15 protein-coding genes are annotated in these 16,011 nt (G+C 55.0%); 7 read left to right on the top strand and 8 right to left on the bottom strand.

Going from position 1 to position 16,011, the window contains the following annotated elements; all coding sequences use genetic code 11:
- Positions 1-7 precede the first annotated feature (7 nt).
- Entirely contained in the window at positions 8-775 is a 768-nt protein-coding gene (gene hisF, locus LAO76_12515; GenBank protein MBZ5491745.1) for an imidazole glycerol phosphate synthase subunit HisF, read from the top strand.
- Positions 769-1,440 (top strand): 1-(5-phosphoribosyl)-5-[(5-phosphoribosylamino)methylideneamino] imidazole-4-carboxamide isomerase, encoded by a 672-nt coding sequence (locus LAO76_12510; GenBank protein ID MBZ5491744.1) that lies wholly within the window; start codon positions 769-771, stop codon positions 1,438-1,440. The genes hisF and LAO76_12510 overlap by 7 nt, the downstream gene beginning before the upstream one ends.
- Positions 1,441-1,487: 47 nt before the next feature.
- Here the strand turns inward: LAO76_12510 and LAO76_12505 are convergent, their stop codons facing one another.
- On the bottom strand, positions 1,488-2,291 hold the full coding sequence (locus LAO76_12505; protein MBZ5491743.1) for a ubiquinone/menaquinone biosynthesis methyltransferase: 804 nt from the start codon (positions 2,289-2,291) through the stop codon (positions 1,488-1,490).
- Complete coding sequence (aroB, locus tag LAO76_12500; protein MBZ5491742.1) at positions 2,284-3,378, bottom strand: 3-dehydroquinate synthase; 1,095 nt, start codon at positions 3,376-3,378, stop codon at positions 2,284-2,286. Before aroB ends, LAO76_12505 begins: the two co-directional genes overlap by 8 nt.
- Before the next feature lie 125 nt (positions 3,379-3,503).
- Between aroB and nadB the strand changes: the two genes are divergently transcribed.
- Positions 3,504-5,072: an L-aspartate oxidase gene (gene nadB, locus LAO76_12495; protein ID MBZ5491741.1), complete on the top strand. Its 1,569-nt coding sequence runs from the start codon at positions 3,504-3,506 to the stop codon at positions 5,070-5,072.
- Between the two features lie 382 nt (positions 5,073-5,454).
- Positions 5,455-5,835, top strand: a complete 381-nt coding sequence (locus tag LAO76_12490; GenBank protein ID MBZ5491740.1) for a DUF4288 domain-containing protein — start codon at positions 5,455-5,457, stop codon at positions 5,833-5,835.
- On the opposite strand, the gene LAO76_12485 is transcribed toward LAO76_12490, so the two are convergent.
- Both LAO76_12485 and LAO76_12480 read right to left on the bottom strand, forming a co-directional pair.
- Positions 5,832-6,764, bottom strand: coding sequence for a TerC family protein (locus LAO76_12485; protein ID MBZ5491739.1), 933 nt, complete (start codon positions 6,762-6,764; stop codon positions 5,832-5,834). The two genes, LAO76_12490 and LAO76_12485, sit on opposite strands and share 4 nt — an antisense overlap.
- A gap of 3 nt (positions 6,765-6,767) precedes the next feature.
- Positions 6,768-8,228 carry a M20/M25/M40 family metallo-hydrolase gene (locus LAO76_12480; GenBank protein MBZ5491738.1) on the bottom strand — a complete coding sequence of 487 codons (1,461 nt, stop codon included), beginning with the start codon at positions 8,226-8,228 and terminating at the stop codon, positions 6,768-6,770.
- A 113-nt stretch (positions 8,229-8,341) separates the two neighbouring features.
- Here LAO76_12480 and LAO76_12475 point away from each other — a divergent pair, with 113 nt between their 5' ends.
- Entirely contained in the window at positions 8,342-9,160 is an 819-nt protein-coding gene (locus tag LAO76_12475; protein MBZ5491737.1) for a Rieske 2Fe-2S domain-containing protein, read from the top strand.
- Between the two features lie 10 nt (positions 9,161-9,170).
- Here LAO76_12475 and LAO76_12470 read toward each other — a convergent pair whose 3' ends face one another.
- The 3 genes from LAO76_12470 to LAO76_12460 all read right to left on the bottom strand — a co-directional run bounded on the left by LAO76_12470 (position 9,171) and on the right by LAO76_12460 (position 11,413).
- A complete protein-coding gene (locus LAO76_12470; GenBank protein MBZ5491736.1) occupies positions 9,171-10,010 on the bottom strand; it encodes a M28 family peptidase in 840 nt (279 codons plus the stop codon).
- Between the two features lie 253 nt (positions 10,011-10,263).
- Positions 10,264-11,106, bottom strand: coding sequence for a twin-arginine translocase subunit TatC (gene tatC, locus LAO76_12465; GenBank protein MBZ5491735.1), 843 nt, complete (start codon positions 11,104-11,106; stop codon positions 10,264-10,266).
- Positions 11,099-11,413, bottom strand: coding sequence for a twin-arginine translocase TatA/TatE family subunit (locus tag LAO76_12460; GenBank protein ID MBZ5491734.1), 315 nt, complete (start codon positions 11,411-11,413; stop codon positions 11,099-11,101). Before LAO76_12460 ends, tatC begins: the two co-directional genes overlap by 8 nt.
- A 268-nt stretch (positions 11,414-11,681) precedes the next feature.
- Between LAO76_12460 and LAO76_12455 the strand changes: the two genes are divergently transcribed.
- Together LAO76_12455 and LAO76_12450 are read left to right on the top strand one after the other, a co-directional pair.
- Positions 11,682-13,313 carry a S41 family peptidase gene (locus LAO76_12455; protein ID MBZ5491733.1) on the top strand — a complete coding sequence of 544 codons (1,632 nt, stop codon included), beginning with the start codon at positions 11,682-11,684 and terminating at the stop codon, positions 13,311-13,313.
- 191 nt (positions 13,314-13,504) lie between these two features.
- Complete coding sequence (locus LAO76_12450; GenBank protein ID MBZ5491732.1) at positions 13,505-15,331, top strand: VCBS repeat-containing protein; 1,827 nt, start codon at positions 13,505-13,507, stop codon at positions 15,329-15,331.
- Between the two features lie 542 nt (positions 15,332-15,873).
- Here the strand turns inward: LAO76_12450 and LAO76_12445 are convergent.
- A partial coding sequence (locus tag LAO76_12445; protein ID MBZ5491731.1) for an IS481 family transposase occupies positions 15,874-16,011 on the bottom strand: 138 nt, incomplete at its 5' end.

Genomic DNA, 16,011 nt, shown 5'->3' with positions numbered 1-16,011 from the left:
TGCACGCCTGGCCAAGCGCATCATCGCCTGTCTTGATGTGGATGCCGGACGCGTCGTGAAGGGCATACAGTTTCAGCAGCTGCGCGATGCTGGTGATCCCGCCGAGTTGGCGGTTGCGCACGCCTCGGCTGGGGCCGACGAGATTGTGCTGCTCGATATTACCGCCACTAACGAAGGCCGCAAGACCTTGGCAGAAACTGTTCGTCGGACGGCCCGCGATCTCTTTGTGCCGTTTACCGTTGGCGGCGGCATTCGAACGCTGCAAGATGCTGCCCAGGTCTTTGACGCCGGCGCGGACAAAGTCAGCATCAACTCCGCAGCGCTCGCGAATCCAGCGCTGATCAGCGAGATTGCAGGGCGCTTTGGCTCGCAGGCGGTGATTGTTGCCATTGATGCGCGGCGCGGAACGGGTCCGGCAGATAGAGCTGAGGTCTTTGTCTCCGGCGGACGCACTGCAACGGGCAAGAAAGCGCTGCAGTGGGCACGCGAAGCCGAAGAGCGTGGCGCGGGCGAAATCCTTCTCACTTCAATGGACCGCGACGGCACCGGCCTGGGCTTTGACTGCGAGCTTACATCGGCTGTTGCTTCATCTGTTTCGATTCCGGTGATCGCCTCCGGCGGCGCGGGCAACGCACAGCATTTCGTCGATGTCTTTTCCGCTGGCCATGCCGACGCAGCATTGGCGGCCTCAATTTTTCATTTTGCTACCCACGGCATTGGTGAACTCAAGGAGACGCTTCTTCGCTCAGGCATTCCCATGAGGTGGCCGTGCTGATTCCTTCCATTGATCTAATGGGCGGCAAAATCGTGCAACTTGTCCAGGGAGAAAAGAAAGCCCTGGAGTTTGACGACTTTGAATATTGGATTGAGCGCTTCTCCACGTTTCCTCTTGTCCAGTTGATTGACCTTGACGCTGCCATGGGCCACGGAAGCAACCGTGAATTGATTGCAGCAATTTGCAAACGCCTTCCCTGCCAGACAGGCGGGGGCATTCGCGACGTTGCGCGCGCCGGCGAACTGTTGGCTCTGGGCGCGAAGCGCGTAATTTTTGGTTCGGCGCTGCTGAAAGACGGCGCAATTAATACTTCATTGGCAGACGAAGCGGCTGAGACTCTGGGCACAGAACATCTCACCTTTGCCATCGATTCACGCCAGGGCAAGGTCGCTATCAAGGGCTGGAAGGAGAGCACGGCAATCGACCCGAAAGACATGGTCCGCGCTCTCGACCCTTATTGCAGCGCTTTTCTTTATACGCACATTGATACGGAAGGAACCTTGGCAGGGTTTCCCATTGAAATAGCGCGCGAATTAGCCGGCCTCACCAAGAATAAAATGATCGTGGCCGGTGGCATCCGCTCTCGCGCTGAAGTGGACCAACTGGATGCTATCGGCGTGGATGCGGTAGTGGGCATGGCGATTTACACGGGAGCGATGCAGTAAAAGTCTTACCACTGATGAACACTGATTACACGGATCAGGAATTGCAGCTACTTCACTGCTCGATATAAACCTGCAATCGCAAATGTATATGGCGTCCAACTCACATCCCTGAAACCGACGGATTCCATGCGCTGGAGCATTTCCTGCGGCGCAGGAAATTTCTGGACGGAAGCGGGAAGGTATTCGTAGGGGCCGCGCACGCCGGAAATCATCGTCCCGATCTTTGGTAAGACCTTGCGGAAATAGAACCCATAAAGTTTGCCCAGCAGGCCGCCGGGCTCGCTGAAATCCAATATGCCGATTTCACCTCGCGGCTTAAGCACGCGGAATATTTCATGTAGACCGGCGTCGTAATTCGCCAGGTTGCGGAAGCCGAAAGAAGAAACGACGAGATCTACACTGTTATCGGCCAGTGGAAGATGGAGAGCATCGGCCTCTACCGGCTGGATTTTTTTTGCATTGAACTTGGCCAGGCCGTGTTGCAGCATCTGGTGGGAGAAATCGAGCGCCAGAATTGCGGCGCTACTTTCCTGCCGCGAAGCCACGGCGCGCATGGCCACCGACATATCGCCCGTGCCCGCGCAGAGATCAAGCACGCGGGCATCGCTGCGCGAAAGAATGTGGCTGAAAATGCGGGCTGTGCGCCGCCACCAGAGACGGTCGACATTCATGGAAAGAACGTGGTTGAGAAGATCATAACGCGGAGCGATTTCATCAAACATCTGCCGCACGGCATGCGCGGCGGAACGCTCGTCGGATGTTCCCGCAGGCGTAGTTCCGCGCACGCCGCTGGAGGGCTTCTCGGGCGGCTTGTTAGGATCAATAGTGGAGGTCTTGACCTGCTCAGGCATGATTTCTGATCAACTCCACGGCATTGCGCACGATACTGGGCGACACGTCACTTGAGATTTTTACTTTACCGATCTTTTGCGGAAGAACAAAATGTACCGCGCCCGCCACGGTCTTTTTGTCTGCGCCCAGGCGGCTTAAAATGCTCTGAGCATCACGCGTCACTGGGGGTAAAGGTCCATACAGCCGCGTGGCATTGGTAATCCTCTCTGCCGTTTCGGCGTTGCATGCTCCAGATTCGCGCGCAATTGCGGCCGCCGCGATCATGCCCCAGGCCACGGCTTCGCCATGCAGAAAGTGCGAATAATCCGTGGCAGCTTCCAGGGCGTGGCCAATGGTATGGCCGAAGTTCAGGATGCGGCGCAGGCCTGACTCTTTTTCATCGGCGGAAACAACGTCGGCTTTCACTCGGATGGAATCGCCGATCACGCGTTGCAATGTCCGTGAATCACGGCCCAGAATTTTATTGGGATTGCGCTCCATAAGATCAAACAGATGGCTATCGCGAATCACACCGCACTTGAGTGATTCGAAGAGGCCAGAGCGGAATTCACGGTCATTGAGCGTCGACAAGAGATCAGGATCAACCAGGACGGTGCTGGGTTGATGGAAGGAGCCAACCAGATTTTTGCCGCCGCGCAAATTCACGCCGGTTTTGCCGCCGATGCTGGCATCCACCTGCGCGACCACCGTGGTTGGAATCTGGACGACGGGAATCCCGCGCATAAAAATTGCGGCGAGAAAACCAGCGCTGTCACCCACAACCCCGCCGCCGAGGGCCACCAGCAGCGATTTGCGATCGGCTTTGGCATCCACCAGGCTTTCCGCGAGTTGTTCCACTGTGTGCAGCCGCTTGGCCGGTTCGCCATCATGCATTTCCAGAACTTCATAGGGCAGGTGGGCATCGCGCAACGATTTTTCCAGCGCCTCGCCCCAGTGGCGACGCACGTTGGGTGACGTAATGACGAACACGCGGCTGCCAGAGGAAGGCAACACGCGCCGCACCTCGCGCCCCGCACGGCGCAGCAGGCCTGCGCCCACCTGGACGACATAGCCATTCGGTTTCGTTCTTACGCGGATCTTTTGCACTTGATTTGATGATAAATGATCTCGTTAGCAAAGTGCCCTAGCCGAGATCAGCGCTTTTCGAAATCCAGCGCATGGACCACGCGAACATCCAAGGGCTCCTTTCCTTCTGATACCATTTCCGCTACATGAAAAAACCTCCTTCCCAGGTGGACTTCATTGTTGTCGGAGCCGGCGTGGCCGGTCTGCGCGCGGCCATTGCTTTGGCTGAAGCCGGCAAAGTGCTGGTGCTGGCCAAGCAGGAGCTTACGGAATCCGCCACGCAATATGCGCAGGGCGGAATCGCGGTCGCCCTGAGCGACGAAGATGAAATCAGTCTGCATCTGCAAGACACGATCAACGCCGGCGACGGACTCGTAAACGTGGAGGCAGCGCACGTTTTGGTGGAAGAAGGGCCGGAGCGTATCCAGGAGTTGATCGACTGGGGAACGCAGTTTGACCGCAAAGGAACAAAGCTGACGTTCACGCGCGAAGCGGCGCACAGCCGTGACCGCATCCTGCATGCGCATGGCGACTCTACCGGGCGCGAGATTGGGCGGGCCCTCTATGCCAAAGCCTCTACGCTCAAAAATATTTCATTCTCAGAATTTGAATTCACGGCCATGCTCTGCATGGATTCAGGCCGTGTGACTGGAGTAGGCCTGATCTCCGACGCCGGAGAAATGCACACCGTAACCAGCGGAGCAGTGTTGCTAGCCACGGGCGGGGCCGGCCATGTTTACAGCAACACCACGAATCCCGCGGTCGCTACCGCGGACGGGGTTGCCATTGCGTATCGCGCTGGAGCGGAAATCAGTGACATGGAGTTTGTGCAGTTCCATCCCACGGCGCTCTACGTAAACAATGCGCCGCGATTCCTGCTTTCAGAAGCCCTGCGCGGTGAAGGGGCTGTGCTGCGCAATTCTGAACTGCATAGGTTTATGCCGAAATACCATGAGGCGGGCGAACTGGCGCCACGCGACGTGGTAGCGCGGGCCATCGCGCATGAACTGGAGGTCTGCCGACTAAAAGAACCGGTGGTCTATCTGGACCTGACGCACCGGAAGGCCGACCACATCAGGGCACGCTTTCCACGCATTTATGAAACCTGCCTTAAATACAATGTGGACCTCACAGTTGATCAAGTGCCGATACGACCCGCCGCGCATTACCTGATGGGCGGAATCCGCACCGATCTTGATGGACGCAGCAGCCTGCCTGGACTCTATGCCGCGGGCGAAGCTGCCTGTACGGGCGTTCATGGGGCCAACCGGCTCGCGAGCAATTCCCTGCTGGAAGGCCTGGTTTTCGGGGCGCGCGCCGCAAGCGCAATGATCAAGGAAGCGAAGCACGCTCACCATCCATCGGGGGCGCACACTGAACCGCTGAAGAATGGTGGCTCCACAACCGACGCGGAACCTTTCATTCAAAGTGTTCAGCAGCTTATGTGGAACAAGGTTGGAATCGTGCGTTCACGCCAGAGCTTGACCGAGGCGATACAGCAACTTCAAGCGTCAGCCCAGCAGTTGCCGCCACAGACCTCGCGGCGCAACTGCGAAGCCAGAAATATCCATACCGCAGCGCTGCTGATTGCGCGGTCCGCGCTGGCCCGGCTGGAAAGCCGGGGAGCGCATTACCGCATCGACTATCCTGAGCATGATGACCCAAGGTTTAAAAAGCATTCCATCGTAGGCGAAAAAGGCGTCCGGTTCGTCTAGGCGGGAAAAAGCCCTCCCCAAAACCAAAGGGCCATGGTTTCCCATGGCCCTCACCAGATTTGGAGAGTAGCGCTAATGATGAACATATCGTCTCACGATTAATCGCGGTGCTTCAAGTTACTTTTTGTCAGCCCCCGTTGGTTTCCGTGATCCCCCTCCGAACGGTAAATTTCACTCTGAGGTCATTCAAGAATCTAATTAAATAAAACCAAGAATAAATTTTTTTTCAGAAACCTCTATTTTTAGCCACCCTGACATACCCTTAATTTGAGTAAGGCCAAATCCTTGGGGATGTTTGACTGTACTCCACTGGGTTTGAGGGAATCTGCCGGGCAAGTGTTTGTTCCGAATGGCTCCGCGCAAACTGTTGAAAAGGAAGAACATGCCCTATTCATCGCAGACGGCTGACCGCTGGTACATAGCTGAACTCACAGAAGAAGTCACCCTTGAAGGGGACCCCCAGAACCTGGTCCACAAAAAGACGCGTGTAATTTTTGCCGATTCCCCGCAGGACGCCTACGAAAAGGCGCTCTCCATGATCACTGAGCATGAAATCAGCTATATCAATGAGCACCACAAGACCATTCGCACGCGCTTTTGGGGACTGCGCGAATTAAACCTTTCGAATGAAGACATGGACCGGGCCGGCATGCTGCCGAAAGACCGTATTGGCACAGCGCGCCGCAGAAATTCAACCGGCCTCTCACCAGAACAGCAGTTTGCCCTGCTGATGTCGCTTAAGCCCGGGGCCCTTCCAAACTAGGGCTTGGCTGGCGAATCAGACTCTTGGGGCTTTGGAAACAGAACTGAGGCCAGCACTGAAAGGCCCAGCACACCCCCCACCACCGCCAATGCCGCCCACGTAGGGACGTGATACCTTTCCGGCAACAGCATCTTGGCGCCAATAAAAATCAAGACCACAGACAGCCCGTAGTTCAGGTAGTGGAAAAGCTTCATCATCCCGGCCAGAGCAAAATACATGGAACGAAGGCCCAGAATGGCGAATACGTTGGACGTATAAACAATAAACGGGTCGCGAGTGATGGCCAGGATGGCCGGAATCGAGTCTGTGGCGAAGAGAATGTCAGTGGTTTCTACGACCAGAAGGACCACGAAGAGTGGCGTAAACAGGACCCTGCCTTGGCGCAGGACAAAAAAACTTTTCCCCTCATAGCTATCCGTGAGCGGCAGGAAGCGCCGGCAGAATTTCAAGACAATGTTGCGCGAGGGATCCTGCTCCTCGTCGCCACCACGCATCAATTGAAAGCCCGTCCAGATCAGGAAGACGCCGAAGGCATAGAGAATCCAGTGGAAGCGCTGCACAAGGGCCACACCGGCTCCGATGAAAAGCCCGCGCATGACCAATGCTCCAATGATTCCCCAGAACAGCACGGTCTTTTCTTCTTCAGGCGGGACTTTAAAGTAAGCAAACAGCAGAATGAAAACAAATAAATTATCGACGCTGAGAGCTTCCTCCAGAACGTAGCCTGTCAAGAACTCCAAAGATTTGGTCGCGCCCAGCCATTGATGGACAAAGACGGCAAACGCCATGGCCAGGCCGATCCAAAAGGCGCTCATGAGCAAGGCTTGTTTGAAGGGCACGGCGCGATGCTTGCGGCTTACGACCGTGAGATCGAGAACCAGCAGAAGGAGGATTGCGGCATTAAAGACGACCCAGAACCAGATGTGCATGATTTAGCGTGGCCGTCCACGTTTCCCGCTGACCCAGGATTCCCAAAGCTCAAACGCTTTTAACTGATCGTCAAGATGCGTTTCCTGAATGAGCGCTTCAATCTGCTTTCGGTCCTGGCGCGGCCCCAGACGCTCCGTATCGTCGGCAAGGGCAAAGGTGAGATATGCGGCAATGGCTATGTGCTTTCTCAGTTGCGGTAAATCGACTTTGTCATACGTATCAGATGAAGCATGGTAATTGATCAGATAATTGGCTTCTTCCTGGTTGGCCACCAGATTGGGGACGCCTTCCAGCAGAAAATCCATATTGTCGGTACCGACAAAAGCGTCAGTGGTAAGAGTGGTGGCGCCAAACTGTTTAATCGGCTCGAGCAAGCGCGTTACCGGATCCATCAGGTCTTTCCGCCCGCCAAGAGAAAAGCCTGTGGTCTTGCCCGTGCCTTCATCCCAGGTAAGCATAGCCACGGTATTGTCCAACTCAGATTTGTGCGTGACGGTATAGGCAAACGAGCCGACATTGATCTCCTCTTCCCCGGTAAAAAGAACAAAACGGATGGTACGGCGGGGTTGCAGCCCGGCGGCTTTGATAGCGCGCAACGCCTCAATGACCAGCGCTGAGTTGCAGCCATTATCGAGCGCTCCGGTTCCCAGTTCCCATGAGTCAAGGTGCGCGCCAATCACAACAAACTCATTCGGCCTTTCCCTGCCACGGATTTCCGCCACCACGTTATGCGGCGTAATGGCTCCGCCAACATGATTGGGAATGGAATACCTGAGCCGCACTTTTTGTCCGGCCTGGAGCAACCGCGCAATACGCTCACCATCTTCCCGAGCAAGAAGTATTTGCGGATAATTCTTGATGTGATCATCAAAGCTGCCGATATGCCGGTACAGCAAGTCCTGATCACGAGTGGAAATAAATGCAATCGCAACCGCGCCAGCTTTCCGCGCCGCGCTCAGCTTATCAGCCTGAGTAAGATATTCCTCAAAGAGGTCATCCCAGGTCTTCATGGTCCTGGAGTGGACCAGCGCAACAGTACCGCGAAGATCGCCCACTTTCTGAAAATCTTCCCTCTTGCCAAAGCCAACATCTACCACCGGAAGGCCGTCCGCCGGAGAGGTCGTGGGTGCCGTCCAGGTAAGGGACACGGCACGGACATGAAATCGCACAGGACTAACCACATCCACCTGCGTATCACCTTCCGTCCACGATGCCGCCATCTGGGCGGGCTCCAGGTGAACATTTTCTCCACCGGCAGCTTTGAAGGTCGCAAGACCCCATTGTTCAGCGCGGTCCATGGCTGGAGTACCGGGCACGCGTCCACCGATTTCGTCCGTCAGCACACGCAGGTTCTTTTCCAGCGTGGGCGAGAGCTGCCCCTCAGCAATTAGCTTCTCCGCCGGCGTTTGGGCGAACACATAAGACGAAAGCAACAGCACAATAAGCGCGCTGAGGTTTTTCATGCAGGCGATTATATCGGGTCAAAGCAGTGTGCCAGAAAGATACATCGGCTAGGGGCGGGTGCGGGCATCCTTCAGAGGGGACCAGAGTATCCCATTAGCAGGGGGTAAATACGATGCGATCTAAAGCGTCCATTCAAAGTCATCCAATCCATCCCATGCTCGTAGGATTTCCGATCGCGCTATGGGTCGCCGGGTTCATCTTCGATTTGCTAGGCACCCGAGGTTCAAATGCGGCGCTTTGGGCCGCGGGATTTTACTCAGTGATTGGAGGCTGCGTAGGAGCAGTGCTGGCCGCAACGGCGGGAGTGATTGATTTTCTTTACACCGTTCCGCCAGAATCCAGCGCGAAGAACCGCGGCCTGCTGCATGGCAGCCTGAATAGTCTTGTCCTGTTGCTCTTTATTTATGTGGCATACCGGCTGGGTTCGCCTTCAGCAACGCCGGATGGCGCAACTTTATTGCTGATGGGAATCGGGGTTGCGATACTGGCGGTGTCCGGTTGGCTGGGCGGAACGCTGGTTTATCGCAACCAGATTGGGATTGACCGGCGCTATGCCAGCGCAGGCAAGTTGAAGACGCGCACCATTGAATCCTGGAGCAAGCCAGTCTGCAACCAAAGCGAGTTAGGCGATGGCCAGGTGCTGCTGGCAACCGTAGGCACGGAACGCGTGGTTGTTGGGCGATGTGCAGAAGGGCTGTTTGCTTTTAGCGACCATTGCACTCACCGGGGCGGACCGCTTTCTGATGGCGCTCTAGTGGGCTGCACCGTACAGTGCCCGTGGCATGGCTCGCAGTTCGACGTCCGCACTGGAAGAGTGGTGGCCGGGCCGGCGCAGGAGAAGATCAAGATTTACTCGATCAAGATCTCAGGTGGCGAGGTGTATGTCCAGCCACCAGAGCCGATGGAAATTAAACCGCGGAAGGTAGCGTAGTTCTCCTAATTTATGAAGGCGCCTTTTGCGGCGACGCTGGCGGCGGATTGTCGCCCATGCCGTTGATCAGCCGGATGGTTTCCAGGATCACGTCTCCGCTGATCTTTAAGCTTTCCAAACTCAATTTGTCCACCGTGTCCTGGACTGTGTGATGGAAACTGTTGTTATAGCCATAGTCGATGTCGATGACATCCAGAACCGGCATGCCAGCGCGGGAGAACGGGATGTGGTCATCTTCGACTTCGGTTGTGGAGGCAAAAAAATGTGATTGATAGCCTAGGCGGGTCGCCGCCTGAAGCAAGATATCCTCAAGCCACGGAGTTGAGTTCGTATCGCGGCAGATATCAAGATCAGCGTCGCCTATCATGTCCGCCAGCACAAACGCTTTTACCTTCTTGCTGGTGCCATCGTCCTGCAGCTTCTTAGCCAAATGGCGGCTGCCCCAGAGGGCGTCATTGGTGTGCCACTGGCGGGTGAATGATTCTTCACCGTCAAGGAAAGCGATCCAGATGCTGTAGCCTTCCAGCTTTTTGCCGCGAAGCTGGTCAGCGATGGCCAGCAGGAGAGCGCTGGTGGCGGCGCCGTCATTGGCGCCGACGAACGGTGTGTTGCGCAGCCAGTAGTTTGTTTCATAGTGCGAACCCAACACGATAATGCCGTCTTTTGAACCCGGAAATTTGGCGACGATGTTAGTCATCGGCATTTTGCCGGCGGAAGTTTCAGCGACAAACGAATCCTCTTCCACCTGAACGCCCTTGAGTTTCCCTTTGATATAGTTGCGTACCTGCTCGATGGGCTTGCTGCTGTCCCAGCGCGGGCCAAAGGAGACAATCTCTTTGGTGTACTGCATAGCCCGAGCGCCATCGATATGCAACGCCGGCCCTACGGGTTCTACCGCTTTGGCAGGAGAGCTTGCCGCTGGCTGACTGGCTGATTGCGGCACGGAAGCTTCATTGGCCGAAGCCGCTTTGTCGTTGGAACATCCCACCCCGGCGAGTGAAAGCACCAGGATAAAAGCAGCACTTATTCTTAGACACGAGATCACGCCTGCGCTCCTTGCCGCACAGATTCCAAAAAGCCACGACCTTCATTCTACGGGGCGTTTAGAGCGATCTACCATCTTCCCTGTCTTTTTCCTTGCGCTTTTCTGCGCGCTTGCGGCGCTGCCTGGGGTGGACCAGCCACACAAGCCCAATGCTGCCGATATAGAGAATTACCATGGGAGCAGCGTAGATGGTGAGGTTCATGATGTCGGTAGTCGGGCTGAGGATGGCTGCCAGGGTAACGCAGATCAGCACGGCCCCCCGAATATGCTTGAAAAGGAACTTGGCGTTCACTACACCCATCATCCCAGCAAAGCCGAGCACAATGGGCATCTCAAAGATGATGGCCAGGCCCAGAATGATGGTCAGAAACAGCTTGGTATAGGCGTCAATGGTGATGGTGGCCCGGAAATTTCCGCCGTAGCTGCCGATGAGAAAATCCATGGCGACCGGAAAGATAACCTTGTATCCGAAGAAGCCGCCAGCCAGAAAGAGTCCCACAGAAAGCATAAGAAATGGCACGACAAAGCGCTTCTCATGCCGGTAAAGTCCTGGCGAGATAAAGCTCCAGACCTGGTACAAGATCACAGGAGAAGCCAGAAAAATGCCAGCCATCAGTCCGACCTTCAAGTAGAGGTTGAATGGATCGGTAGGGCTGAGGTAGGCCAGGTGCGGATCAATGTTGTATTTCTTGAAAACAACCAGGATCGGCTTTTCAATAACCGGATAGATTTTGTCCTGGGCAAAATACCAGCAGACACCGAAACCAACGGCCACGGCCGCGGCGGAACGGATAATGCATTTGCGCAGTTCTTCCAAATGCTGGAAGAGGCTCATTGAGCCCATCTGCCGCAATTCCCGCTCAATTTCCTTATGTTCGGGTTCTGCCACTAAATCAGACATCGGTATCCTGCGCGACTGTATTCTTCATGCGCTCTGTCAGGCGGTTGAGTGCGCCCTGTATGGAGAGGTCCTCATCGCTGGAGATTTTGGCGATCTCCGGCTCCAGGTGCTTACGGGGGTCTGCTTCGTCAAGTTCCAGCTTGCGGATTTCTTCATGGATCTGGCCCTGGAATTCATTGCTGGCCTTTTTGAATTCGGCCATGAATTTACCCCAGGTGCGGGCGAGTTCCGGCAACTTCTTGGGCCCAAACAGGATGAGCGCCAAAAGCATAATAAAAAAGATCTCGCCAGAAAAACCAAAGTCCATAGTGTTATTGCTTCATAATACCGCAGCTTTTCTTAAAAAATATCGGGATTTTACATTAACTTTTCCAATTGAAAATGTTCCGCAGCTTTGTGGCAAGAACGAGCATCTCACATAGGTACGGAACTGCGTGTATTACCGTGGTTTCACAGTAGCCTGTTGCCAAGGCCCATTACGGGACGAAATGCATGTAAACTCGTGAAGGGATGAGTGTTATACTGGCTTTAGTTTTCCGCAATTTGGATGAGGCTTAGCGGCCGAGGGATTTTTCATGTCTCGTGGAACAAACCGTTCTCTTTTCTTCGTTCTCCTAATCATTGTCACCTGCGGCTTTCTGGGATCCGCCGCATTCAGCCAGAGAGGCAACTCATCTGCAGTAGGCGCCTCGGACAATGATGTCCGCGACGGCCTTAAGCAGTTTTCAGAAGTCTATAACCTCGTGGAACAGAATTATGCGGAGCCGGTAAATCCCGACAAGGCGATTTACAACGGCGCCATCCCCGGCATGCTGCACGTGCTGGATCCGCACTCGAATTTCTTCGATCCCAAGTCATACTCGCTGCTGAGGGAAGAGCAGAGCGGCAAGTATTACGGCGTGGGTATGCAGATTGCCCCGCGCAACAACAAGATCATCGTTGTGGCCCCGTTCGCGGGAACACCCGCATACAAAGCTGGGCTGCGTCCGGGCGATGTGATTATTGCCGTCGACGCCAAGGCCACGGACAACATGAGCGTGAGCGATGTGGCCGACCTGCTGAAGGGCCCCAAAGGCACCAACGTACATATTTCAATCCTGCGCGAGAGCAACGAAAAGCCGCTAGAGTTCAATGTGATTCGCGACGAGATTCCGCGCAACAGCGTTGATTTGAAATTCATGGTGCGGCCGGGCATCGGCTACATGCACATTTCGGCCTTCAATGAGACCACGGAACAAGAAGTGGAAGACGCGCTGCAAGGCTTTGGCGATCTGAAAGGCCTGATCCTCGATCTTCGCGGCAATCCGGGCGGACTGCTGAATGAGGGTGTAGGCGTGGCCGACAAATTCCTGAAGAAGGGACAGGTCATCGTCTCACATCATGGCCGCAGCTCACCGGAAAAAATGTACAAAGCAGCACACGGCAATGGCGGGAAAGATTATCCGCTGGTAGTGCTGGTGAATCGTGGCACGGCTTCAGCGGCGGAGATTGTTTCCGGCGCGATACAAGATCATGATCGTGGATTGATTGTCGGTGAAGTGACATTCGGCAAAGGCCTGGTACAGACCGTGTATCCGCTGTCTGAAAACACCGGTCTGGCGCTGACCACGGCCAAGTATTACACGCCAAGCGGCCGCCTGATCCAGCGCGATTACACTGGCGTTTCTCTTTACGATTATTACTACTCCCGCGAGCAGGAAGATAATCCGAACAACAACGCCAACACCAACACGAACACGCCTTCCAAGGAAGTGAAACTCACCGACAGCGGGCGCACCATGTTTGGCGGCGGCGGCATCACTCCTGACGTAAAAGTGAAGCCGTTCAAGACCACGCATTTTGAGGATTCACTGCTGGTGAAATACGCGTTCTTCAATTTTGCCAAGCACTACCTGGCCAACCGCCATGTGGACAAGAATTTTGAAGTCACCGACGCGGTGATGCAGGAATTCCGCAAATTCCTGGACTCGCAGAAGATTCCATATACTGAAGCCGACTTGAATGAAGGCTCAGACTACATCAAGTCCAGCATCAAGACGGAACTCTTTATTTCAGAGTTTGGACAGGAAGAAGGGCTGCGAGTGCGCGCGGAGAACGATCCGCAAGTGATCGCGGCGCTGAACCAACTGCCGAAAGCCAAAGAGCTGGCGGACAATGCCAGAAAGATTGTGGCCCAGCGCGCAGCCGCACAACAGCAAAATCGATAAGAACCGCTTAACGGAAACTAAGGCCCGCCACGAAAACTGGCGGGCCTTTTACTTTGTGCTTATCTGCCAGATTATTGTTTCGCGTATTAAAGCCAGGACTAAGTAATTTTGTTGGTTGATTCAGCAGCAACTCTGTTTACCAATTAGTACATCCCACCACACGAGTTGTTACGCAACTCGGAGTAAGACCCATGAAATACCACCTGGTTGTTGCGTTTTTCCTGTTCGCTTCCCTCAGTTGTTTTAGCCAGAGTTTTAGCACACAAAGTTACCCAACCGGCGGGTTGGCCGGCCAGATCATCGCCGCTGATTTTAATGGCGACCATATTCCTGACGTCGCCACGGTAAACGGCGACACTAACACAGTCTCTATTCTGATCAACAACGGTGATGGCACTTTCCGCCCGCACCTGGATTTCGCTACCGGCCCTGGGCCTAATGGCCTGGCCGCGGTGGATTGGAACAAGGATGGAAAAATGGACCTGGTGGTCTCCAACGGTGGAGCGGCCGCCGCCTCACAGAGCGTCTCTATCCTGCTGGGCAATGGGGACGGCACGTTCCAGCCGCACCATGACATTATCGGAGCGCCCCACGCAAACTCCATTGCGGTAGGCGACTTCAATGGTGACGGCAATCCGGACATCGCGACTTCCAGCAATTCTCCGGTGAACGCTGTGCTTGTGACTTTGGGAAACGGCAGAGGCGGAATGCTGGGGCTGTTTCAGGACACGGGCAATATTGGAATTAATCCCAGGCCGCCCAACGACAATCCTTTTCTGCTTTCGAAAATCGTCCGGGCCGACTTCAATCACGATGGCAAGGACGATCTTTACTACATCGAGTGCTGCAACACGTTTGTGATCGTGCCGCAAGGCGCATTCGGTGTGCTGGTGAGTAATGGTGATGGCTCATTCAGCGACCATCCAATCAGCGGGCCGATCGTTCCGCCAACAGACCTGATTGCGGTGGACATTAATCAAGACGGCCTTACTGACGCGATCATGCCCTTTGACGGCTGCCATGAACCCTGTACAGGCGTGAGCGTGGCCATTAACAAGGGCGATGGCACTTTTGGGGGCGGCGCCGGATTTCAAGTGGATGTGGAGAACCCAGGTTTTCTTGTGGGAGGCGCGGCGTTCGACGTGGATGGCGACGGCCACAAGGACTTTGTGCTAGTGGGCAACGATACAAATGATCCCGCATTTAATCCCGATCATATGACCCTGATCATCCAGAAACAGAATGCGGATGGAACGTTCGCGGCTCCGCCACAGTTCGCGGGCGGTCCTTCTCAATTGATCCCGGTGACTTTGAACGCCCCGATTGTGGAGAATCCTTCTGTTGCGGTCGCCGACTTCAATCATGACGGCAAGCCTGACCTGGCGATGGTAAGCAGGTTCGGCGGGCCGGTGTTCGTCGTGCTCAATACAACTCCGCCGAGCGCGTGCAAGGTCAGCACGGTCAATCACACGGTCACGGTCTGTCATCCCGCTGACGGAGCGGTAGGACTTTCACCGGCTCATATTGTTTCTCGCTTTACATCTTCGACCGCTCCCAGCGTGAGCCAGATCTATCTCGATAACAAGCTGGTGTTCCAAGTCACCGGCGGCAGTATCGATAAGAACCTCACGCTTGCGCCGGGGGAACACAAACTGGAAGTCAAGTCGTGGACCAAGGGACAGCCCTTTCACAATGACTTTTTCCTGTCCACGCCCAGGTCAATTCCTGCGACAGTGCCGCCTTGTTCAGAGAGCACAAATTTCGCGGTAAACATCTGCTCTCCTGGACAAAAAGCGGCGGTGGATGCGCCAGTGCACGTTGTGGCAGCAGCCAAGTCCGCCGCGCCGATTACAACCATGCAGATCTATCTTGATTTCAAGGAGGTGTTCCATTCACCCAACAGCACATTGATTGAGACTGATGTGCCAATGGGCTCAGGATCACATTTGATTGTGGTGAAAGCCTGGGACAGCACCGGCAGGAACTTCTCCAGCAGCAGAAGCATTACTGTGCCATAGAGGTTAAAAAACAGAACGTTCAATAACAAAAAGCCCGCCAGAAAAATGGCGGGCTTTTTGTTGCCCAGCAATTCGACGGTAGCTGGACTTTCTCTTTTTTATGAGAAATAGTTCTTGCGGCGGGAAGTCAGCGGCTGCTTGTAATGCCGCTCCAGGACAGCAAAAAAAGCAGTGAGGGCGAGCGAGAGGGCCACAAAAACTGCAGCCGACAAGATTTCGTGTTCCGCCATCCAATGCGCCATGCCATAAGCGTAGAACGCTTCCCCGCCGGGCTTCCAGTCACAGGGGTAATTAGGGATTCTAAGGTTCCTAAGTGATTGAGAAAACGGGAGCAAACGCCAGCTGTTTGCCCCATGCCTTTTTGGACGGAGTGTGAAAGGATGGGACAGTTTGACGCTCGCGATTCAAGAGCGGCGGCGTTTGGGTTTATTGTCGCTCCGCTGCGCTGCGCTCCGGCCTGCGGCAGCAAGGAATAGGTTCTGTTCGTTAGCCACCCAGCGCTTACCCCTTCAGCGCGCGAGCGCGCCTCGGGCCGCGCTGGGCTAACTGTGGAGTCTCAAGAGGTTGTTCCGATCGAGGCCGGAGCGGCTGATAGGTGGAACATGGTTGAGGCTACCATGAGGACGGTGCCAGTTGTAATGGTGAAGCCAGGGAAGAAGATGTTCGTGACGGTGTTGCGA

This window comes from Terriglobia bacterium, assembly GCA_020072645.1.
Classification (GTDB): domain Bacteria; phylum Acidobacteriota; class Terriglobia; order Terriglobales; family Acidobacteriaceae; genus Angelobacter.
The sequence above is the reverse complement of the archived record's forward strand: the minus strand, read 5'-3'. Positions and strand labels throughout refer to the sequence as shown.